General features: G+C 66.5%; 17 protein-coding genes. 10 read left to right on the top strand and 7 right to left on the bottom strand.

Annotated elements, in window-relative coordinates; translation table 11 throughout:
- The first annotated feature begins 123 nt into the window (after nt 1-123).
- From gatC to gatB, 3 genes are read left to right on the top strand one after another with little or no spacing between them, the layout of a single operon-like run.
- Nucleotides 124-423: an Asp-tRNA(Asn)/Glu-tRNA(Gln) amidotransferase subunit GatC gene (gatC, locus tag DES47_RS09715; RefSeq protein ID WP_133700812.1), complete on the top strand. Its 300-nt coding sequence runs from the start codon at nt 124-126 to the stop codon at nt 421-423.
- A complete protein-coding gene (gatA, locus tag DES47_RS09710) occupies nt 420-1,910 on the top strand; it encodes an Asp-tRNA(Asn)/Glu-tRNA(Gln) amidotransferase subunit GatA (protein WP_133700460.1) in 1,491 nt (496 codons plus the stop codon). The genes gatC and gatA overlap by 4 nt, the downstream gene beginning before the upstream one ends.
- A 2-nt stretch (nt 1,911-1,912) precedes the next feature.
- The gene (gene gatB / locus DES47_RS09705; protein ID WP_133700459.1) at nt 1,913-3,364 is read left to right on the top strand and encodes an Asp-tRNA(Asn)/Glu-tRNA(Gln) amidotransferase subunit GatB; all 1,452 of its coding nucleotides are present in this window, start codon (nt 1,913-1,915) and stop codon (nt 3,362-3,364) included.
- A 54-nt stretch (nt 3,365-3,418) separates the two neighbouring features.
- Here the strand turns inward: gatB and DES47_RS09700 are convergent, their stop codons facing one another.
- From DES47_RS09700 to DES47_RS09690, 3 genes are all read right to left on the bottom strand, one after another.
- Nucleotides 3,419-4,072, bottom strand: coding sequence for a hypothetical protein (locus tag DES47_RS09700; protein WP_243748240.1), 654 nt, complete (start codon nt 4,070-4,072; stop codon nt 3,419-3,421).
- Nucleotides 4,073-4,095: 23 nt separating this feature from the next.
- Complete coding sequence (gene pyrE / locus DES47_RS09695) at nt 4,096-4,764, bottom strand: orotate phosphoribosyltransferase (protein WP_133700457.1); 669 nt, start codon at nt 4,762-4,764, stop codon at nt 4,096-4,098.
- A 120-nt stretch (nt 4,765-4,884) separates the two neighbouring features.
- The gene (locus DES47_RS09690; protein ID WP_133700456.1) at nt 4,885-7,212 is read right to left on the bottom strand and encodes a TonB-dependent receptor; all 2,328 of its coding nucleotides are present in this window, start codon (nt 7,210-7,212) and stop codon (nt 4,885-4,887) included.
- Between the two features lie 337 nt (nt 7,213-7,549).
- On the opposite strand from DES47_RS09690, the gene DES47_RS09685 reads away from it, so the two are divergent.
- On the top strand, nt 7,550-8,359 hold the full coding sequence (locus tag DES47_RS09685) for an exodeoxyribonuclease III (protein ID WP_279537331.1): 810 nt from the start codon (nt 7,550-7,552) through the stop codon (nt 8,357-8,359).
- Nucleotides 8,360-8,446: 87 nt separating this feature from the next.
- Nucleotides 8,447-10,312: a methyl-accepting chemotaxis protein gene (locus DES47_RS09680; RefSeq protein WP_341800593.1), complete on the top strand. Its 1,866-nt coding sequence runs from the start codon at nt 8,447-8,449 to the stop codon at nt 10,310-10,312.
- 43 nt (nt 10,313-10,355) lie between these two features.
- Here the strand turns inward: DES47_RS09680 and DES47_RS09675 are convergent, their stop codons facing one another.
- Nucleotides 10,356-11,879, bottom strand: coding sequence for a hypothetical protein (locus DES47_RS09675; protein ID WP_133700454.1), 1,524 nt, complete (start codon nt 11,877-11,879; stop codon nt 10,356-10,358).
- Between the two features lie 191 nt (nt 11,880-12,070).
- On the opposite strand from DES47_RS09675, the gene DES47_RS09670 reads away from it, so the two are divergent.
- The 4 genes from DES47_RS09670 (at nt 12,071) to DES47_RS09655 (ending at nt 16,864) form a co-directional block, all read left to right on the top strand.
- The gene (locus DES47_RS09670; protein ID WP_133700453.1) at nt 12,071-12,907 is read left to right on the top strand and encodes a DUF2306 domain-containing protein; all 837 of its coding nucleotides are present in this window, start codon (nt 12,071-12,073) and stop codon (nt 12,905-12,907) included.
- Nucleotides 12,908-12,926: 19 nt separating this feature from the next.
- Nucleotides 12,927-14,015, top strand: a complete 1,089-nt coding sequence (locus DES47_RS09665; protein WP_133700452.1) for a sensor histidine kinase — start codon at nt 12,927-12,929, stop codon at nt 14,013-14,015.
- On the top strand, nt 14,012-14,812 hold the full coding sequence (locus DES47_RS09660) for a LytR/AlgR family response regulator transcription factor (RefSeq protein ID WP_133700451.1): 801 nt from the start codon (nt 14,012-14,014) through the stop codon (nt 14,810-14,812). Before DES47_RS09665 ends, DES47_RS09660 begins: the two co-directional genes overlap by 4 nt.
- Nucleotides 14,813-14,884: 72 nt before the next feature.
- A complete protein-coding gene (locus tag DES47_RS09655; protein WP_133700450.1) occupies nt 14,885-16,864 on the top strand; it encodes an alkyl/aryl-sulfatase in 1,980 nt (659 codons plus the stop codon).
- A gap of 15 nt (nt 16,865-16,879) precedes the next feature.
- On the opposite strand, the gene DES47_RS09650 is transcribed toward DES47_RS09655, so the two are convergent.
- A complete protein-coding gene (locus DES47_RS09650) occupies nt 16,880-18,448 on the bottom strand; it encodes a hypothetical protein (protein WP_133700449.1) in 1,569 nt (522 codons plus the stop codon).
- A 39-nt stretch (nt 18,449-18,487) separates the two neighbouring features.
- Nucleotides 18,488-19,153 (bottom strand): TetR/AcrR family transcriptional regulator, encoded by a 666-nt coding sequence (locus tag DES47_RS09645; protein ID WP_133700448.1) that lies wholly within the window; start codon nt 19,151-19,153, stop codon nt 18,488-18,490.
- 100 nt (nt 19,154-19,253) lie between these two features.
- On the opposite strand from DES47_RS09645, the gene DES47_RS09640 reads away from it, so the two are divergent.
- Nucleotides 19,254-20,075 carry a hypothetical protein gene (locus DES47_RS09640; RefSeq protein ID WP_133700447.1) on the top strand — a complete coding sequence of 274 codons (822 nt, stop codon included), beginning with the start codon at nt 19,254-19,256 and terminating at the stop codon, nt 20,073-20,075.
- Nucleotides 20,076-20,361: 286 nt separating this feature from the next.
- Here DES47_RS09640 and DES47_RS09635 read toward each other — a convergent pair whose 3' ends face one another.
- Nucleotides 20,362-20,577, bottom strand: a complete 216-nt coding sequence (locus DES47_RS09635) for a hypothetical protein (RefSeq protein ID WP_166651869.1) — start codon at nt 20,575-20,577, stop codon at nt 20,362-20,364.
- Nucleotides 20,578-20,590: the final 13 nt, after the last annotated feature.

The following is a 20,590-nucleotide window of genomic DNA, read 5'->3' as shown; positions in this document are numbered from 1 at the left end:
GCCGCTTGAGTATGTGGATAACCGTAGATAATACCCGATCACCCCGCTATTTCGACCGATCAGGCGCTCTAAGTATCGTAAGCAGGAGCGCTTTGTTTTTTGAACTTCTCCGACTGCATCTCCATGGCCTTGACCCCGCAAGACGTCAGCCGCATCGCCCATCTGGCCCGCCTGGAACTTCAGGACGCCGAGGCCGCCGCGATGCTGACGCAACTGAACGGTTTTTTCTCCATCGTCGAGCAAATGAGCGCGGTTGACACCAGCGGCGTCGAGCCGCTGTACACCCCGCTGTCCGCCGTGCAGGCCGTGCATCTGCGCCTGCGCGACGACGCCGTCACGGAGAGCAACCAGCGCGAACTGAATCAGCGCAGCGCCCCGGCCGTCGAAGACGGCCTGTTCCTCGTGCCCAAGGTGATCGAATGAGCAAGCCGCTGCACCACCTGGGCGTGGCCGAGATCGGCCAGGCATTGGCCGCCAGAACGCTGTCCAGCGTCGAGATCACGCAACATCTGCTGACACAATTTTCCAGCCATGCCGGCCTCGGTACGCTGTTGGCCGGCAACCCGGAGCTCGCCTTGGCCCAGGCACGGGCCGCCGATGCGCGGCGGGCTGCCGGCGAGCGCGGCGCGCTCTTGGGCGTGCCTTTGGCGCACAAGGACATCTTCGTCACCCGGGACCTGCCGACCACGGCCGGCTCGAAGATGCTGACCGACTACAGGAGCCCCTTCGACGCCACCGTCGTGTCGCGCCTGGCCGCGGCCGGCACCGTGACCCTGGGCAAGCTGAACTGCGACGAGTTCGCGATGGGCTCGGCCAACGAGAACTCGGCCTATGGCCCGGTGCTCAACCCCTGGGACCGCACCCGCGTGCCGGGCGGCTCGTCGGGCGGCTCGGCCGCGGCCGTGGCCGCCAGATTGCTGCCCGCCGCCACCGGCACCGACACCGGCGGCTCGATCCGCCAGCCGGCCAGCTTCACCGGCATCACCGGCATCAAGCCGACCTACGGCGTGTGCTCCCGCTACGGCATGATCGCCTTCGCCTCCAGCCTGGACCAGGCCGGCCCGATGGCCCGCTCGGCCGAAGACTGCGCGCTGCTGCTGTCGGCAATGAGCGGTTTTGACGAGCGCGACTCAACCAGCGCCGAGCGCCCGCCGCAGGACTTCCATGCACAGATGCTGCAGCCGCGGGAAGGCGCCACCGCCGCGCAGCCGCTCAAGGGCCTGCGCATCGGCCTGCCCAGGGAGTTCTTCCCGGCCGCCCTGGCCGTCGATGTGAACGGTGCCGTGCGCTCGGCACTGGCCGAGCTGGAGAAGCTGGGCGCCACGCTGGTCGATGTGAGCCTGCCCCGCACCGAGCTGTCGATTCCGGTCTACTACATCATCGCCCCGGCCGAGGCCAGCTCGAACCTGAGCCGCTTCGACGGCGTGCGCTACGGCCACCGCGCCGAGCAGTACGGCGATCTGCTGGACATGTACAAGAAGTCGCGCAGCGAGGGATTCGGCGCCGAGGTGAAGCGCCGCATCATGATTGGCGCCTATGTGCTGAGCCATGGCTATTACGACGCCTACTATCTGCAGGCGCAGAAGCTGCGCCGCATGATCGCCGACGACTTCCAGCAGTGCTTCCAGCAGTGCGATCTGATCGCCGGCCCGGTGGCGCCCACCGTCGCCTGGCGCTTGAGCGAGCAGGGCGACGACCCGGTCAAAGCCTATCTGGCCGACATCTTCACCCTGCCCGGCTCGCTGGCCGGCCTGCCCGGCATGAGCATCCCCGCCGGTTTCGGCGAAGGTGGCATGCCGGTGGGCCTGCAGCTGATAGCCAACTATTTCAACGAAGGCGGCCTGCTGCACGCGGCCCACGCCTTCCAGCAGGCGACCGACTGGCACCAGCGCGCGCCGGCAGGGTTCTGAACATGAGCACAAACAGCAAACTGATACGCGGTTACGAGGTGGTGATAGGCCTGGAGAACCATGTCCAGCTGTCCACCCAGTCGAAGATCTTCAGCGGCTCTTCCACCGCCTTCGGCGCCGAGCCCAACACCCAGGCCTCGCCGGTGGACCTGGCCCTGCCCGGCACCCTGCCGGTGCTGAACCGCGGTGCGGTCGAGCGGGCGATACGCTTCGGCCTGTCGGTCGGCGCGAAGATCGCGCCGCTGTCGATCTTTGCGCGCAAGAACTACTTCTACCCCGACCTGCCCAAGGGCTACCAGATCAGCCAGTACGAGATCCCGGTCGTGCAGGGCGGCAAGCTGGAGTTCTTCGTCGGCGACAAGAAGCACACCGTCAACCTGACCCGTGCCCACCTCGAGGAAGACGCGGGCAAGAGCCTGCACGAGGACTATCACGGCCTCACCGGCATCGACCTGAACCGCGCAGGCACGCCGCTCTTGGAGATCGTGTCCGAGCCCGATATGCGCTCCGGCGCCGAGGCCGCCGAGTACGCCAAAACCCTGCACGCGCTGGTGATGTGGCTGGGCATCTGCGACGGCAATATGCAGGAAGGCTCGTTCCGCTGCGACGTCAATGTCTCGGTGCGCAAGCCCGGCGCGCCCTATGGCACGCGCCGCGAGATCAAGAACCTGAACAGCTTCCGCTACATCCTGCAGGCGGTGGACTACGAGGTGAACTGGCAGATCGACGAAATCGAGGACGGCCGCCAGGTGCAGCAGGCCACCATCCTGTTCAACCCCGACACCGGCGAGACGCGGGCGATGCGCAGCAAGGAAGACGCGGCCGACTACCGCTATTTCCCCGACCCCGATCTGCCGCCGCTGGTGATCGCCCCCGAGTGGGTGGAGCGGGTGCGCGGCGAGATGCCGGAACTGCCGGCGCTGATGGCGGAGCGCTTCCAGCGCGACTACGGCCTGCCCGCCTATGACGCGGCGATGATGACACAGAGCGTGGCGCTGAGCGGCTTCTTCGAGACCGCCGCCAAGGCCTGCGGCCAGCCGAAGCTGGTGGCCAACTGGCTGATGGGCGAGGTGTCGCGGCGACTGAATGCTGAAGAGAAGACCATCGCCGACAGCCCTGTCGATGCCGCCACGCTGGCTGCCCTGATAAGCCGCATCAGCGATGGCACGATCTCGAACAACGGCGCCAAGCAGGTGTTCGAGGCCCTGTGGAGCGGCTCCGGCGAGGTTGACTCGCTGATCGACTCGCTGGGCCTGAAGCAGATGAGCGACACCGGCGAACTCGAACGCATCCTCGACGAGGTGCTGGCCGCCAACCCGAAGTCGGTCGAGGAGTTCCGCGCCGGCAAGGAGAAGGCCTTCAACGCGCTGGTCGGCCAGGCGATGAAGGCGACCAAGGGCAAGGCCAATCCGTCGGCCGTCAATGAAGTGCTGAAGAAGAAGCTCGGCGCGTAGCCCGGATGCAATCCGGGGCCATGACGGCCACAAGACCCCCGGATTCCATCCGGGCTACTTCTTGGCTGGAGGAAGACTGCCTGGCGCCGCGCCGCCCCACAACTGCTTCAGCCGCGCCAGCTCCACGTCGTACAGCGCGGTGATGCGCACCAGCTCGACCTTCTGGTTTTCGATCAGCTCGCGCTGCGCCTCGGCGGCGGCGTCATTGGCATCGAGCTGCTGCTTGAGCTTGGGAGGCAGGGGTTTGCCCTTGTAGAACTCCTGCTCATTGGTCAGCGGTACCCGCTCCTGGGCCAGTTCCTTGAGGCGGTTCTGCGAGATGCGCATCGCCTTGTTGATATCGTCCAGCGCGGCGTCGCGCACCTTGCGGTGGGCGGCCTCGTTGGGGTAGCGCAGCATCAGATTGCGGTCGCGGCGCTGGGCATCGGCCAGGGCCAGGCGCTCGGCATTGCGCTTGCGATCCAGAATTTCCTGTTCGGCCCGCTCCTCGGGCGACATCAGCGGCGGCACCACCGCCTTCAGCGAACCATCGCTGTTGAGCACCCGCTGCTCGCGCGCGGCGCACTCGGGAATGATGCGATCCGAGGTCAGCTTGCGGCCGTCGGGGGTGGTGCAGGTGTAGATGCCGGTGATGGCGGCCTGGGCTGCTGGAGCAAGTACGGCGCAGCACAGCAGGACCAGGCCCGGTCCGACCCATGCGCCAATCACCCTGCTCCTGAACAAAACCTGCATCAGATTCCGTAGCGCTGACGGTAGGCGTCAACGCGCTCCACATGCTCTCCCAGCGCCGAATTGCTGCCGGAGCGCAGATACTGGAGCAAGTCGGTCAAGGTCGCAATGGGAACCACCGGCAGGCCCAGCTCCCGGGTGACGTACTGCACAGCCGACCAGGGTTTGTCCACCCCGCCCTCGGCCGCCTTCTCCTGGCGGTCCAGCGCGATCGTCACGCCGCAGGGCGTGGCGCCGGCGGCCTGGATCATCGCAATCGACTCGCGCACCGAGGTGCCGGCCGAGATCACGTCGTCGATGATCAAGACCCGACCCTTGACCGGAGCACCAACCAGGGTGCCTCCTTCGCCATGGTCCTTGGCCTCCTTGCGGTTGTAGGCGTAGGGCACGTTGCGGCCCATGCGCGCCAGCTCCATCGCCACCGCCGCGGCGAGGGTGATGCCCTTGTAGGCCGGGCCGAAGATCATGTCGAACTGCAGGCCTGACGCGATCAGGGTCTGGGCATAGAACTGCGCCAGGCGCCCCAGCTTGGCGCCATCGTCGAACAGGCCGGCATTGAAGAAGTAGGGGCTCAGCCGCCCGGCCTTGGTCTTGAACTCACCAAAGCGCAGCACGCCGGCCTCGACTGCGAAGGCTACGAATTCCTGGGCGACGGCGGGGGAGGTGGTCATGTGGGTATTAACGCGTGAGGGGGCTCGGGGGATTGTAGGGGCGAGGTAACAGAATGAAAAAGGCCCGGGTTCTGGGGGGAACCCGGGCCTCGAAGCGTGGAAATGACTCAGCCAGTCGGATCAGAAGCTGGCTTTGAATTGCACCCCATAGCTGCGCGGCTCATTGATGATGCCGGTCAGGTTGTTGAAGTCGATGGCGGCAATCACCTGCTGGCGGTTGGTGATGTTGCGCACATAGCCGGCCACCTCATACTTGCCATTTCCCCAGCCGTAGCCGACGCGCAGGCCGCCTTCGAGCATGGACTTGGCGCGGTACTCGACGGCCTCGTACAGGAACATGTTGTACTGGTCCTTGTAGGCCCAGTCGGTCAGCACATAGAGGTCGCCGTTGGCGAACTCGGTGCTGTACTTCAGCGTCCAGTTGGCCACCCACTTCGGCGCGCGCGGCAGCGGGTTGCCACCGATCAGCACCGTGCCGGCCACCGGGCCCGGCTTGTTCAGGACCGTGCAGCCGGTATTGGGCTGCAGGAACTGGAAGGTGGCATTGCCGCAAGGCGTGACGAACAGTGCGTCGTCCTTGATCTTGGTGTCGTTGTAGCTCAGGCCCAGGGTGGTCTTCCAGTCGCGGGCGATGATGGCCTGCGCATCGAGCTCGAAGCCTTGGCCGGTGGCCTTATTGGCGTTGACCAGACGATTCTGGTTGACGCTGCCGCTGCCGGCGGTGAGCTGCAGATCATTGACGCGGTAGCTGAACACGGTGCCGCTAATGCGGGCGCTCTTGTCCAGCACATCGGCCTTGAAGCCGGCCTCGAAGGACAGCGCCTTCTCGGCCTTGGCCACCGAAATCGGCGAGGTGCCGGCCGGCACGACCGACGCGTCAAAGAACAGCACGCGGCCCTGGATGCTCGGTGCCCGGTAGCCGGTGGCCACGCGGGTGAACAGCGACACATCCTTGTTCAGCGTGTAGTTCGCACCCAGGTCCCAGCTCCAATTGGTGGACTTGGGATTGGTCGTCACCGTTGCGATGTTCGGCAGGAAGGGGTGCTGCGTGCGCGAGGCGTCGAAGTCCTTCTTGTCATCGGTGTAGCGCAGACCGCCCCGCAGCTTGAAGTCCGGCGTGACCTGATAGTTCAGGCTGCCGAAGGCGGCCCAGGACTTGGAGGTCTGGTGCTGCACGGCGTAACCGTTCTGCGGATCGCCGGGGGCGAACGAGTCGTAGTTGAAGCTGTCCACCTGCAGCTTCTCATGGAAGTAGTACAGGCCGCCGATCCACTGCAAGGCATCCTTGGTGCTGGACTGGACGCGGATCTCCTGGGTGATCTGCTTCAGCTCGGGCAGGCCGTCGGCGGTCTGCGCATCGAAGGGCACCAGGGCGGCCTGGCCAGGATAGTCGGGGCCGTCCTTGATGCCGGCAAAGCGGCTGCCGAAGCCACCGTCCACGTCGGCGCGGCTGTAGAACTTGGCGGTGTCGTAGGCGGTGATCGAGTGCACGGTGATGCCGTCCAGATCCCAGCGCAGGCGGGCGCTGGCGCCGCTGGACTTCAGCGTCTGCACATTCAGGCCGTCGGTCGGGTAGTAGCTGGCATCGAAGCCATCGACCAGATCATTGGTGCCGCGCTTCATGATGTTGGCGCGGAAGGTCGTGGCGCTGCCCTTGTAGTCGCGGCCATGAACGTTGAACAGGCCGTAGAAGCCGCCGTTCTTGTAGGCGGCTTGCACACGAGCGGCCTTGTCGTTATAGCCCTCGAGTTCTTTTTCGGCGTCCGGCAGCGGGTTAAAGACGCGGTCGCTGGCGCGCTGCATCAGCACCGAGGCACGAAGGGACCAGTCCTCGCTCAGCGGCGCATTGACCATGGCCTCCAGATTGACCGTGCTGTAGCGTCCGAAGCCGATCTGCGCATAGCCCTCGCGCTTCTTGCCCGGCTTGGCCGAGTCGAACTTCATCACGCCGGCCGGCGAGTTGCGGCCGAACAGCGTGCCCTGCGGGCCGCGCAGCACTTCGACCTGCTCGACGTCGAAGATCGGGAAACCCTTCAACATCGGGCTTTCCTGCACGACGTCGTCATAGACCAGACCCACCGGCTGCGAGGCGTTCAGGTCGAAATCGGTATTGCCCAGGCCGCGGATATAGAAGCGCGGGAAGGTGCGGCCGAAGTCGGACTCGATGTTCAGGCTGGGCACCCGGGCCGACAGCGCGCGGATGTCCTGGCCGCTGGCGGTCAGGTTGTCCAAGGCCTCGGTGTTGATGGTCGAGATCGACTGCGGCACTTCCTTGACGTTTTCCGCGCGGCGGGTAGCGGTCACGATGACGGCTTCCAGCTGCGTGGCGCCGGATTTCTTGGCCTCGGGTGCTGCGGGCTCGGCGCTCTGCGCCAGGGCCGAAGACACAGGGAACGCGGCAATGAGCGCGAGCGCGATCACTGTAGGTTTAACGCGGTGGTAGTTCATCACTGTCGCCCTTCCGTTGGGTGGTTGCTGAGCCAATTCCGTTGTCACCGAGCACAGGCCTTGCCTGAGGCCGTCGCGCCAAGCGCCGACACCTGCATCCCAGGTCCTGCCCGCCGGGTCAAGAGCCCCTCGGCGCTGCTCGGTTCGCACGTCCAAACCCTCTGCAAACAGCATGCAAAATGGCGCGCAAACGTTTGCGATTATTGGAAGTTTGAACTTTATCAATTCATTCAAAAAAATGTCACCTCGCTGTGCGGTGCAACATTGGACTGTTGCCAAAACACTGCAGACCAGAAGAAGCCGGGGCGCTGCGATACTGACCACTTTCGCCAACACCATCGGGACACTCGCCGTGCGCTTCATCACTGCCAACTTGAACGGGATCCGCTCCGCCGCCAACAAGGGCTTTTTCGATTGGTTGCCACAGCAGCAGGCAGACGCCGTCGGCGTGCAGGAGGTCAAGGCGCAGGACGAGCACGTGGACGGCGTGTTCTGCAGCCCGGACAAGCTCAAGGGCCATTTCCACTACGCCCAGAAGAAGGGCTACTCGGGCGTCGGCCTGTACACAAGGCTAGAACCCAGTGACCTGATCCTTGGCTTTGGTGTCGAAGAGTTCGACAACGAGGGCCGCTGGGTCGAGAAGCGCTTCGACAAGCCCGGCCGCAAGCTCAGCCTGATCAGCTGCTACTTCCCCAGCGGCTCCAGCGGTCCCGAGCGCCAGGAGGCCAAGTTCCGCTTTCTCGCCGCGATGTTTCCGCACCTGATGGCACTGAAGGCCGAACGCGAATTCATTCTGGTGGCCGATGTCAACATCGCCCACAAGGAAGCCGACCTGAAGAACTGGAAGGGCAATCTGAAGAACAGCGGCTTCCTGCCCGAGGAACGCGCCTGGATGACGCAGCTGACCGATACCGCACAGGGCGGCCTGGTGGACGTCTATCGCGTGCTGCAGCCCGACACCACCGACGCCTGCTACACATGGTGGAGCAACCGCGGCGAGGCCTATGCCAAGAACGTGGGCTGGCGACTGGACTACCACCTGGCCACGCCGGGCCTGGCGGCCCTGGCCAAGAGCGAGTCCATCTACAAGGCCCAGAAGTTCAGCGACCACGCGCCACTGACGATCGACTACGACTTCAAGCTGTAGCCGCTGCAGCCTGCTTGCCGGCGGCACGAGCTCGCCCCAAGCCCCCACCTCTCCCATACCGCTTGCTGCCGCGCGGCCGGGCGCAGCATGCATGCCCCCGCACGTCACGACTTGATTCAACTCAAGCCAGCTGGCGGCGCTCGCCTGCCCGTAGGCCAAGTGCTGTCAAGACTTTCTACCGCAAAAGTGCAAAAACTGCACCAATGCCCGCCGTCGGGTCGCGACAGCTGGGGTTTTCACCGGGATGCTATGTATCATTTGTCCTGGACAAACAGCGGACAAGCATTGAGTCTCTTTGCCGCCGGCTGTGGGACTCGCCGCCCTATCGCGGCATCCCTGTACGAATTCAAACCGGAAGCGACTACTTCGATGAAGATTGACCAGATGTCTGTGGGAAAACGCCTCAACCTCGGGTTTGGGCTCGTGCTGTTGATACTCGTGGTCGTCACCACAGTGGCCGTGGTCAAGGTGAATGCGATCAATGCCGCCTTGCACGCCAACAGCGATGTCCACGCCTCGATCCAACGTTTTGCGATCAATTTCCGTGGCTCGGCGCATGACCGAGCGATCGCCGTGCGCGATGTGGTGCTGAGCACCAGCCCTGCCGACCGGCAAAAGGAACTCGCCACCATCGACGCGCTGGCCCGGTTCTATGCCGAGTCTGCCAAGCCGCTGGAGGCACTGCTTGCGAAGGCCGAGGACAAGCCGGAACTGGACAAGCTGTATGGCGCCATCAAGGAAATCGAGGCGCAGGCCGTCGCGACCACCCAGTCCGTCGTGAAGATGGTGGAGGCGGGCGACGCCACCGGTGCACAGTCCCTGCTCTGGTCGCAGGCCAAGCCTCAGTATGTGCAGTGGCTGGCGGCGATCAACAAGCTGATCGACTACGAGGAAAACCGTATCCAGGTCGAGAGCAAGATCGCGCTGGCCCAGGCGGACGGTTTCCTGACCGTGATGCTGTCTGCCTTGACCTTGTCGCTGCTCTGCGGCGCGGCGCTCGCCTGGGCGCTGTCGCGCAGCATCCTTCGCCAGCTGGGTGCCGAGCCCCAGGCCCTGGGCGACGCCGCCCGGCGCGTGGCGGAAGGTGATCTCAACCCGGTGCCTGGCGCCTCTCACGCACCAGCTGACAGCGTACTCGCCTCATTGAGCGGGATGCGTGCGAGCCTGGCAGGCATCGTTGCCCAGGTGCGGCAAGCCTCGGATTCGATTGCCACCGGATCGGCAGAGATCGCCACCGGCAACGCGGATCTGTCCAACCGCACCGAACAGCAGGCATCGAACCTGCAGCAGACGGCCTCTTCGATGAGCGAGATGAACGCGGCGGTCAAGCTCAACGCTGACACCGCGCGTCAGGCCACGCAACTCGCAGCATCGGCCAGCGCCGCGGCCGCCAAGGGCGGCCAGGTGGTGGGGCAAGTGGTGGCGACCATGGAAGACATCAGCGCCAGCTCGAAGAAGATCGCCGACATCATCGGCGTCATCGACGGCATCGCCTTCCAGACCAATATCCTGGCGCTCAACGCCGCCGTCGAGGCCGCCCGGGCGGGCGAGCAGGGTCGAGGCTTTGCCGTTGTGGCTTCCGAGGTCCGCAGTCTGGCTCAGCGCAGCGCCGAGGCGGCTAAGGAAATCAAGTCGCTGATCGGCGACAGCGTCGTCAAGGTCGAGGCGGGCACCCTGCTCGTCAGCGATGCCGGCGCCACCATGGACGACATCGTCAGCCAGGTGAAGAATGTGTCAGACCTGATCAACGAGATCGGCGCTTCGACTCAGGAGCAGACCGACGGCATCGGCAGGGTCAGCGGCTCAGTCTCCGAGCTGGACCGCAGTACACAACAGAATGCCGCACTGGTTGAACAGAGCGCGGCGGCGGCCGAGAGCCTGAAGCAGCAGGCCACCCGCCTGGCCGAGGTGGTCCGCATCTTCCGGCTTGAGCAACGCGACGCCGGACGGTAGCGGTTCAGGCCCTGCGTCGGGCTGACGCCGGATCGGCCAACCCTCAGCGCGTTGGTATCGAGAAACGATAGTCGAGGCCCAAGGCCAGGTTGTCGGCGCTGAAGCGCCCGCCCGAGGCACTGCGGGCCACGATGTGACCGACGCTCAGATTAAAGGCCATGCGCTCGTTGAGAATGTAACGTAGGCCTGCACTGGCCTTGACGGCCTTGCCATGCACGTTCGCACCGCCCATCAGCTGACCATAGGCTTGCAAGCGCTCACCTGGCAGCACACCCGACTGCAGGCCGATGCCGCCCAGTATCTCGGCGTATCCCGGGTAGCCGAGATACGCCGTATAGGCCCCCGAAGCCTGCAACGGCAGGTACCAGCGCTGCCCAATCGGCAGATCAAGCTGCAGGCCCACCATCTGCAGCGACGACCGGTCTATGTCCCGGTAGCGCAGGTGATAGCCCGTTTGCTGGAACACCGAAAACCGCAAACCCCGGTAGCTGGGCGGGCCGGCAGCGTCGGCGGTCTGGCCGGAGCGCAGGTGATGGGTCAGGCTCAGGCCATAGGTCTGGTTACGCGAGCTGCCCTTGGGTGCCGCCATATAGCCGAGCGAGAAGGCCAGCCCGAGGTCACGGGTCAGCGCGTACTCGGCGGACAGCTTCGGATACACCAACAGCCCGGAGCTGGTGTCGATCTGCTCGGGTGAGTAGCCGCCGGAGCCCAGGCCCAGCTGCCCGTACAAGGTGATGTCGGGGGTGAGCCGCAGGCGCCGCCCCAGCCCGCCCAGCAGCTGGTTGTACAGGGGCATGCCGTGAACGCCCATGCCCAGCGCGGCGAACCAGTAGGTGTCCGGGGCAAAGAAGTGCGCGTACTGCAGATCGGCAATCCTTATCGTGTCCTTGTTCGTGCCCCTGGGGTCGAGTTGGAGGTAGTTGTCCAGCGCCAAGGTCAGCATGTTCTCGCCCATCTGCTGGCCGGCGCGGCTATCGTCCGCGGGCGGCAGCGGCCGGCCATGATCGGAGAACGGCCCGGTGAGGTAGCTGTAGGGAACCTCGATAAGGAGATTGGCCTGGGTGCTGTCGATGATGGCCTTGCGGAATTTCAGCTTCGAGACCGTGGCGCCCAACGTAAAGCTGCCGAAATCGTAGCCCAGCCCGACATAGCCCTTGGCGAATCCGCCGCTGCCCGAGAGCAGTTTGCTGTGCTCGACACTGCGGCCACCGCCGCCGCCACCGGCGGAAAGGCCCGCAATGCCCCACACAGGCCCCGCCAGGCGTCGCCGGACATGGGCGCCAAGGTCTGCGGCCACAAAGCCGCCGTACTCGCCCTTGAACAGCGGCGCATAGAAGCCGGCGCCGAGGTAAGCCCCGTCGAACACCTTGTGATAAAGGTGAAAACCCATCAGGTCGATGGGCCGGTCACCGGGCACCTTGATGGTCTGGTACTCCAGTGTCAGCAAAGCCTCGTTGGCGCGCAGGCTGCTCGGTTCCGAAGTATGCGCAAGCGCGCTGCTGGCCGCGAAACAGAGCGCCAGGCGGGCGCTCGGGATGATGGCTCGTCTTGACTGGGTGCAAAGCATGCGTAGGGCCGGGTGGTCTTGATGGCCGGCGGATCGTATCGTGCCCCGCCAAGCGACTTGACAGGCGGCTGCAGTTCGTCGGCACTCATCGTGCCTCGGTGGCGGCCTGTCGCCGCCGGTCGCGCCGCCGCACAACCGACGCGGCAGCTTGCGCAGACTCGGGCTCCTGATCCACCACCGAGGCTTTCCCGATGAGCGCCATCCTGACGCCCGCCCTCCCCACCCTGCCGAGGCAGACCGCCGCCAGGGCCCTGTCCCGCACCATGGCCGCCTGGCTGGGCGTGGCCCTGCTGGGGCAGCTGTTCTTCGTCATCTACGTGCTGGGCTTCTACGGCCGCCATGCGCTGCAGGGCCGGCCCGAGCTGTGGAACAAGGTGCTGCCCCATGGCTGGGTGGCCGGCGATGTGCTGGGCAATACGGTGCTGGCCGGGCATCTGCTGTTCACAGTCGTGATACTGCTGGGCGGCGCGCTGCAGCTGTGGCCGCTGCTGCGCCGCCGCGTCGCCGCCCTGCACCGCTGGAACGGGCGGCTCTATCTGGTCTCGGCACTGATACTGAGCGTCGGCGGCCTGGTGATGGTGTGGACGCGCGAGGGCGTGGGCCTGGGCGGCACCGGCCAGCGCCTGGGCATCAGCCTGAACGCGGTGCTGATACTGGCCTTCGCCTGGCTGGGCTGGCGGGCCGCGCGCTTGCGTCGCTTCGACGCACACCGCCGCTGGATGCTGCGCCTGTTCCTGGTGGTGGCCGGGGTCTGGTTCTTCCGCATCGGCCTGATGTTGTGGTTGATCGTCAACCAGGGCCCGGTGGGCTTCGACCCAGAGACCTTCGAAGGGCCCTTCCTGATCTTTCTGAGCTTTGCCCAGACCCTGCTGCCGCTGGCGGTGCTGGAGGCGGTGCTGCGCGCCCAGGCCAGCGGCCGGCCGGCGCTGCAGGCGGCCACCGCGACCGGACTGGCCCTGCTGACCCTGGCCACCGCCGTGGGCATTGCCGCGGCCGGCATGCTGATGTGGTTGCCGCGCATACAGTGAGACCGGCTATGGTTGCGGCATGAACCCTTCCCGCCCTCCCTCAACAGGCAAGCCGCAAGGCCTGGCCCTGCTCTTGAATACGCGCCGGCTGCGGGTCAGCGGCATCGCCACGCTGCTCTTGGCCCTGCCGCTGAGCCTGACCTGGCAGGACCCGGCCTGGACCTTCTTTCTGCGCGCCTTCGCGGTGGGTTTTTGCGCGATGCTGGCCTTTGGCCTGTTCGAGCAATGGCCGCGCCGGCTGCCGCCCTGGCTGGCACGCTGGGCCCTGCAGGTGCTGGCCGTGGCGGTGGCGATTCCGCTGACCACCGTGATCATCTATGTGCTCAGCACCGCGCCCGATGCGCCGCCGTTCTGGAAGGTGCAGGGCCGGCTCGCCGGCTTCGGCATCCTGACGCTGCCGGCCCTGCTGATCGCTCCCTGGGTCGCGCTGTCGGCCCTGGTGCGCCAGCGCGAGGCCTGGGCCCGCGAGCAGGCGCTGGCCTTCGAGCTGGAGCGCAGCGAGCTGGCCCGCCAGGCCTTGGACGCGCGCATGCGCCTGCTCAGCGCCCAGGTGCAGCCGCACTTTCTGTTCAACACCCTGGCCAATGTCCATGCGCTGGTGGAAACCGGCTCGCCGCGCGCCGCGCCGGTGCTGGAGCAGCTGATTGAGTACCTGCGCGCCGCCGTGCCGCGACTGGACGAGACCCACAGCCCGCTGAGCCAGGAGCTGGATCTGGTGCGCGCCTACCTGGGCCTGATGCAGATGCGCCTGCCCGACCGGCTGGCCTTCGGCATCACCGTCGAGCCCGGCACCGAGCGCCTGCGCTGCCCGGCAATGACGCTGCTGACCCTGGTGGAAAATGCCGTGCGCCATGGCATTGACCCGAGCGAGGAAGGCGGCCGCATCGATGTGTCGGTGCGCCGCGAAGGTGGCCGCTGCCGGCTGCAGGTGCGTGACACCGGCGTGGGCCTGCGCGCCAGCGGCAGCGGCCTGGGCACCGGCCTGGCCGGCCTGCGCGAGCGGCTGGCCCTCGTGTTCGACGGTGACGCCACGCTGACGCTGCGTGAGGTTGTGCCCCATGGCGTGTGTGCCGAACTGGACCTGCCCGCACAAGAGATGGCCACATGACCGAACGCAAGCCCACCGCCCTGATCGCCGATGACGAGCCGCTGCTGCGCGAGGTGCTGCGCCGCCGCCTGGCCGAGGCCTGGCCGGCGCTGCAGATCGTGGCCGAGGCGCGCAATGGCCGCGAGGCGGTCGAGCAACTCGAAGCCTTGCAGCCGGATATCTGCTTTCTCGACGTGCACATGCCCGGCGTGTCGGGCGTCGAGGCGGCGCGGCGCATCGGCAGGCGCGCCCATCTGGTCTTCGTCACCGCCTTCGAGCAGTACGCGCTGCAGGCCTTCGAGCATGGTGTGCTCGACTACCTGGTCAAGCCGGTCACGCCCGGCCGGCTGGCCGAGACGGTGCTGCGCCTGCAGGAGCGCATGGCCACGGCCCAGCCGGTGGTGCACTCGGACGCGCTGCTGCAGCAGCTGGCCGTGCAGCTGGCGCGGGCCGCGGGCGTGGCGGCGCCGGGGGTGGAGCCGCTGCGCTGGGTTCGCGCCACCGTGGGCGGGGCGCTGCGCATGATTCCGGTGCAGGCGATTGCCTATCTGCGCGCGGACACCAAATACACGCTGGTGGCCTGGAACGACGACGATGGCGCGGCCGTCGAGGCGGTGATACGCCTGTCACTGAAGGAGCTTCTGGCCCAGCTGGACCCGAGCCAGTTTGCCCAGGTGCACCGCGCGGTGGTGGTGAATCTGGGCGCCGTCCAGCGCGTCACCCGCGGCGATAACGAAACCGCCGAGATCGCGCTCAAGGGCCGGCCCGAGCGTCTGCCGGTGAGCCGCAGCTATCTGCATCTGTTCAAAGAGATGTAGCCCTGGAGTGCAAGACGCTGGCGTGTGTGGCAGTCTCCGTCTCCGACAAACACAACATCGCGGAGACACCCCATGCATCATCCCGGCGCCCGCCTGCGGCTGACCCTGCCGAGCCTCCTTCTCTGCGGCCTTGTCGCCTGCGGCAAGACTCCCGGCGTGGGCGGCGGCGGTGACGCCGCACCGAGCACGCTGGCCGCCAACGCGCAGATGGCCAAGGACCTGCCGCTGGCCGATCAGCAGGACTTCGAGGACGCCCGGCGCGGCTTCATCGCGCGGCCCGGCGGCCAGGTGCTGGGGCCGGATGGCGCAGTACTGATCGACTTCGACGCCTTCAAGTTCATCGATGGCAAGGCGCCGGACACCGTCAACCCCAGTCTGTGGCGTCATGCCGTGCTGAATGCGCAGATCGGCCTGTTCAAGGTGGTGGACGGCATCTACCAGCTGCGCGGCTTCGACATCGGCAATATGACCCTGATCGAGGGCAAGACCGGCTGGATCGTCGTCGACACGCTGACCGCACGCGAAAGCGCCGCCGCCGCCCTGGCCTTCGCCCGCCAGCACCTGGGCAACAAGCCGGTCTCGGCGATCGTGTTTACGCACAGCCATATCGACCATTTCGGTGGCGTGCTGGGCGTGGCCACGGCCGAGGAGGTCGCGGCGCGCAAGATCCCGGTCGTCGCCCCGGCCGGCTTCATGGAAGAGGCGACCAGCGAGAACGTGATGGTCGGCACGGCGATGGGCCGACGCTCCAGCTACCAGTTCGGCAAGGACCTGGAGCGCTCGGCCAAGGGCCTGGTCGACACCGGCCTGGGCAAGAACGTGGCCTATGGCTGCTTCGGCATCCTGCCGCCCAACCAGCTGATCACGCAGGACAGGCAAGAGCTGACCCTGGACGGAGTGCGCTTCGTCTTCCACAACGTGCCCGGCGCCGAAGCCCCGGCCGAGCTGAGCTTTCACCTGCCGGACCTGAAGGCCTATGGCGGGGCCGAGAACCTGGCCCAGACCATGCACAACCTGCTGCCGGTGCGCGGCGCCAAGGTGCGCGATGCGCTGCGCTGGTCAAAGTACATGCAGCAGGCGCTGGAGCAGGTCGAGGCCTCGGCCGCCGAGGTCTATTTCGGCCAGCACAACTGGCCGATCTGGGGCCGCGAGCGCATCACCGACTTCATCACCAAGCACCGCGATGTCTACAAGTACACGCACGACCAGACGGTGAGGCTGATCAACGCCGGCCGGACCCCGCGCGAGATTGCCGACGAGCTCAAGCTGCCCCCGTCGCTGCAGAGCCACTTCGGCGCCCGCGGCTACTACGGCGACCTGCGCCACAACGTCAAGGCGGTCTATCAGCACTATCTGGGCGCCTATGACGGCAACCCGGCCAACCTGAATCCGCTGCCGCCACAGGAGTCGGCCAAGCGCTATCTGGCCCTGATCGGCGGCGCCGACAAGGCGGTGGCCGCCGCGCAGGAGGCCTTCGACAAGGGCGAGTTCCGCTGGGCCGCCGAGCTGCTGAACCAGGCCGTGTTCGGCGCGCCCGAGCACCAGGGCGCCAAGGAGCTGCTGGCCCGCACCTACGAGCAGCTGGGCTACCAGAGCGAGGCCTCGACCTGGCGCAACAGCTACCTGACCGCCGCGATGGAGCTGCGCAGGGGCGCGCCGGACAAGGGCGTCAACCGCGCCAGCTTCATCGAGATGCTGGCCCAGACGCCGACCGAGCGCTTTCTCGAGGCGATGGCGGCCGGCCTCAACGGCCCCAAGGCCGAGGGCATCAATCTGACGATCAACCTGGTGCTCAGCGACAGCAAGGAGAACTATGTGCTGTGGATAGAGAACGCGGTGCTGCATCACAAGCGTGGCGAGCCGGCTGCGCAGGCCAACGCGACGCTGACGCTGACCAAGCCCATCTTCATCAAGATGATGGCCGGCACCGCCGGGGTGAAGGACACGCTGCTGTCCGACGATCTGAAGACCGCCGGCAGCAAGATCGATCTGCTGCGCTTCTTCAGCCTGATCGACAAGGCGCCGGGCACCTTTGCCATCGTCACGCGATGAGCTTCGCCGGCTGGCTCAGACAAAGGCCTTAACCGCCGTCACCAGCCCGGACACCGCCGAGTAGGCCGTGCGCGTGGTGTTGGCCACCGTCAGCACGCCACCGGCACCGGCCATCACCTTGCTCGAGTCCAGACCGCGCACGCCGGCCACAAAGCTCTTGAGCTTGTCCAGGGTGGTCGAGTCGTCGACGGCGATATTCAGCGCCTGGATCTCGGCCTTGGCGTTCTCGGCATAGGTCTCGCGAGTGCGAAAGTAGTCGATCGCCTCCTTGCAGGCCGTCTTCAGCTCCTGCAGCTTGGGCCAGGCCTTGACGGCCTCGTTGATCGACGAGGCGCGGAAGGTCTCCATCGCCTTGTTCATGGTCTCGAAATGCTTGTCCAGCGCGTTCAGCAGCTTGCCCAGCTCGACCAGGTAACGCAGCCGCACCGACTCGGGCTCCTGGGCCACGTCCTTGCCGGTGAGCTTCTTGATCTTGGCGGTGATCCTGTCCTGCGCCAGGGAAGCGGCGTCGCCCAGCGTGCCCAGGGTGCCCAGCACCGTGCCTGACTTCAGCTTGTTGTCCTTGAAGGCGGCCTCGACCTCGGCCAGCAGGTCATTGGCGCTGCGCTTGTACAGATCGATGGACTTGTCCAGCTCGGCGGCCGCCGCCTCCTCGGTCTTGGCGAAGTCCTTGATCAGGGTGTAAATGGAAAAGCCGCAGGTGACGATGCTGCCGTAGGCGGTGACGTCGGCGCCATGGCTGGCGGCCAGGCGGGCAAAGGCGGTGGCCAGCTTGATGGTGGTGATCACGGCCGTGCAGGCGGCCTTGATCTTCCACTCCTTCACATGCTGCTTGAGGTTGGAGTCCTTCTGCGCCATCGCCAGCACGGCGACCTCGAAGGCCTTGGCCACGGTCGCCTGATCGAACAGCTTCTTCAGCTTGGTGTTGGCGTCGTCGGCGACCTCCTGCAAGGTGCGGCCGCTGCGCACCGTCAGCTTGGACAGGGTGGTGGCGGCCTCGTCGGCAATTGCCTTGGCCTCTTTCTGATAGCGCTCGCACAGGCGCTTGTGCTCTTCGGTGACGCGGCCCTTCAGGCCGGAGTTCTCGGCCACGCCCTCGACCTTGATCTCCAGGGTGATCTTGAAGCCATCGCCGACGTCAAGGTACTCGTTGAGCAGCGGCTTGCAGTCATCGCTGGACAGCGCGATATACGTCGGGAACTTGATCGTCTCGGTCACCTTCGCCGGCTCGGCCGCCCCGGCCTTCTTCAGCTCGCACTTCTTCAGCAGCAGCGCGTCCTGCTGGTCATAGCCAAGGATCTGGGCAATGCCTTTTTCCTTGGCCTTGACGCGCAGCACCAGGTCGCTGCCGATCAGGCCGATCTTGAAGTAGGTGTCCTTGACGGCATCCTTCTTGGCGATCGCTTCCTTGATCAGCTCATCGGCATCGCGTGTCTTGATGCTGCCGAGATCGCCATCGACAAAGGGCAGCAGGATCTTGTCCAGCTGACCCTTGATGCCTGCCCACATCGCCAGCTTGGCGTGGCCGCCGGGCGGCCAGACCACGTTCTTCTTGTCCATCGTCTTGCTGGAGGTGTCTGCCATGGCACGGCCTCTTTCTGAGAGTTCCGCGATATTGCCCGATCAGCGCCGCGCAAGCGAGATCAATTGCAGGCCCGCAAGCTGCGCCCGCAGCATCGGCGCCAGGGTCTCGCGCAGCAGGCCGTCGCGGCCGCCCGGTGGCAGCTGGCCGTCGAACTGCCCGGCCAGGGCGAGGTGGGCAAAGCCGTGCACCACCGACCAGACCGACAGCAGCGCCTGCATCTGCGCCGGCGCCAGCGGCTCGGGCGCGGGCACGCCGCAAAGCTCGCGTATGCCCTGTTCCAAAGTCAGGAAGGCGGCCCGCCCGCTCAGCTGCAGCGCCTCGCCCCGCTGCGCGCCGCAGCGGAACATCAGGCCGAAGCGCCCCGGGTGCGCCAGCGCGAAGCCGACATAGCCCAGACCCTGCTCGACCAGCCGTGCAAGGGGGTCGTCACCGCCACGCGCATTGCCGGCCTGCAGCGCTGCGGTCAGGCCATCGAAGGCCTGGGTGGCCACGGCCTCCAGCAGGCCGGCGGCATCGCCGAAGTGATGGGCCGGGGCCGCCGGCGATACCCCCGAGCGGCGCGCCACCTCGCGCAGCGAGAAGCCCTCGACCCCACGCTCGGCCAGCACCGCCTCGGCAGCCTCGATCAGCGACTCGCGCAAGGCGCCGTGGTGATAGCCGTCGCGATGCGTCGCCGCGGCAGGGCTTGAGCTGGGTTTGGGCATGGGGGGAAGCCTCTCGTCGAGGTTGAACTTGACAGCGTTCAGATCATACTTTATCGTTTTATCTGAACAGTGTTTAGATAACCCGCCGGAGCCACGACCCATGCCTACGCTGAACCCCGCCCAGCCCTTGCGCACCACCGTCTCGCTGCTACCCAGCCCCTGGCTGACCGAGTTGCTGGCCCGAGAACGCCGCCTGGCCCTCTATGGCGGCCTGCTGCTTGCGCTGCTGTTGCCTTTTGGCCTGGCCTGGGGCCTGGACGAGCGCCTGCTGCGCGGCGCCAATGTCTGGATCAAGCCGATCAAGTTCACCCTGTCCATCGCCGTGCTGGCGCTGACCACGGCCTGGTTCGTCGGCCATCTGCCGGCGGCGCGGCGACGAGGTCGGGCCGTGGACTGGATCGTCTGGCTGCTGATAGGCACGGGCAGCTTCGAGCTGGCCTACATCACACTGCAGGCTGCGCTAGGCCAGGCCTCGCACTACAACGTGGCCGACGCCTGGCATGGCGCGATGTACACCTTGATGGGGATTGGGGCGATGGTGCTGACGGCCACCCAGCCGCTACTGGCCTGGCAGCTCTATCGCCACTCCGACAGCCACCGGCCGGCCGCCTACCGCCTGGCCGTGCTGCTGGGCCTGGCGCTGACCTTTGTGTTCGGTGCCGGCGTCGGCATGCTGCTCGGCGATCGCCAGCCGCCAGACGGCGGCGCGACCGTGCCACTGCTTGGCTGGGCGCTGGGCGGCGGCGACCTGCGCCCGGCGCACTTTGTCGGCATCCATGCCGGGCAGGTGCTGCCGCTGATCGGCCTGGCAGCGGTCGGCCCGAAGCCGCGCAAAGCCGGTGCCATCGTCTGGGCCTCGACCTTGGCCTACGCCATGCTCTTCGCCGCGCTGGTGGCCTGGGGGCTGAGCGGGCCGCGCTGAGGCCTGCGCTGTCGATGAGCCTTCTGCGCCTGCGGTCTGGCGTAAGCAGATACGGGTCGTGCAAGACGGCCTCACGCGTCCAGCCAACCTCAGGAGAGTTTCATGTCCAGCAACAAGCCCTTCGTCCCTGCCAAGCGCAATCTGCAACATCTGGCCGCCCTGATGGCCAGCGTGGCCCTGGTGGCCTGCGGCGGCGGTGATCCGGACCCCGTACCGGCACCTGCCCCGGCACCTACTCCAGCACCTGCACCTGCGCCTGCACCTACTCCAGCACCTACTCCAGCACCTACTCCGGCACCGGCACCGGCACCTTCTCCCGCACCGGCCCCAGCGCCAACGCCCGCACCTGCGCCGGCACCCACACCTGCCCCGGCTCCAACACCTGCTCCAGCCCCCGCGCCTGCGCCTGCGCCGACACCGGCACCCGCGCCGACCCCTGCTCCAGCTCCAGCTCCCGCGCCAACACCCGCCCCTGCGCCAGCCCCGACACCTGCTCCGTCACCCGCACCCTCGGG

Origin of the sequence: Roseateles toxinivorans, from assembly GCF_004362525.1 — a bacterium.
Classification (GTDB): Bacteria; Pseudomonadota; Gammaproteobacteria; order Burkholderiales; family Burkholderiaceae_C; genus Paucibacter; species Paucibacter toxinivorans.
Note: the sequence above shows the minus strand (reverse complement) of the source record. Positions and strands in the feature narration are given on the sequence as shown.

Bases quoted from the DNA above. Each gene is read 5' to 3' on its own strand.
- DES47_RS09645 (WP_133700448.1), bottom strand. From the start codon at position 19,153: ATGCCCAAACCCAGCTCAAGCCCTGCCGCGGCGACGCATCGCGACGGC.
- gatA (WP_133700460.1), top strand. From the start codon at position 420: ATGAGCAAGCCGCTGCACCACCTGGGCGTGGCCGAGATCGGCCAGGCA.
- gatB (WP_133700459.1), top strand. From the start codon at position 1,913: ATGAGCACAAACAGCAAACTGATACGCGGTTACGAGGTGGTGATAGGC.
- gatC (WP_133700812.1), top strand. From the start codon at position 124: ATGGCCTTGACCCCGCAAGACGTCAGCCGCATCGCCCATCTGGCCCGC.
- DES47_RS09660 (WP_133700451.1), top strand. From the start codon at position 14,012: ATGACCGAACGCAAGCCCACCGCCCTGATCGCCGATGACGAGCCGCTG.
- DES47_RS09670 (WP_133700453.1), top strand. From the start codon at position 12,071: ATGAGCGCCATCCTGACGCCCGCCCTCCCCACCCTGCCGAGGCAGACC.
- DES47_RS09675 (WP_133700454.1), bottom strand. From the start codon at position 11,879: ATGCTTTGCACCCAGTCAAGACGAGCCATCATCCCGAGCGCCCGCCTG.
- DES47_RS09650 (WP_133700449.1), bottom strand. From the start codon at position 18,448: ATGGCAGACACCTCCAGCAAGACGATGGACAAGAAGAACGTGGTCTGG.
- DES47_RS09690 (WP_133700456.1), bottom strand. From the start codon at position 7,212: ATGAACTACCACCGCGTTAAACCTACAGTGATCGCGCTCGCGCTCATT.
- DES47_RS09680 (WP_341800593.1), top strand. From the start codon at position 8,447: ATGCATGCCCCCGCACGTCACGACTTGATTCAACTCAAGCCAGCTGGC.
- DES47_RS09655 (WP_133700450.1), top strand. From the start codon at position 14,885: ATGCATCATCCCGGCGCCCGCCTGCGGCTGACCCTGCCGAGCCTCCTT.
- pyrE (WP_133700457.1), bottom strand. From the start codon at position 4,764: ATGACCACCTCCCCCGCCGTCGCCCAGGAATTCGTAGCCTTCGCAGTC.
- DES47_RS09640 (WP_133700447.1), top strand. From the start codon at position 19,254: ATGCCTACGCTGAACCCCGCCCAGCCCTTGCGCACCACCGTCTCGCTG.
- DES47_RS09665 (WP_133700452.1), top strand. From the start codon at position 12,927: ATGAACCCTTCCCGCCCTCCCTCAACAGGCAAGCCGCAAGGCCTGGCC.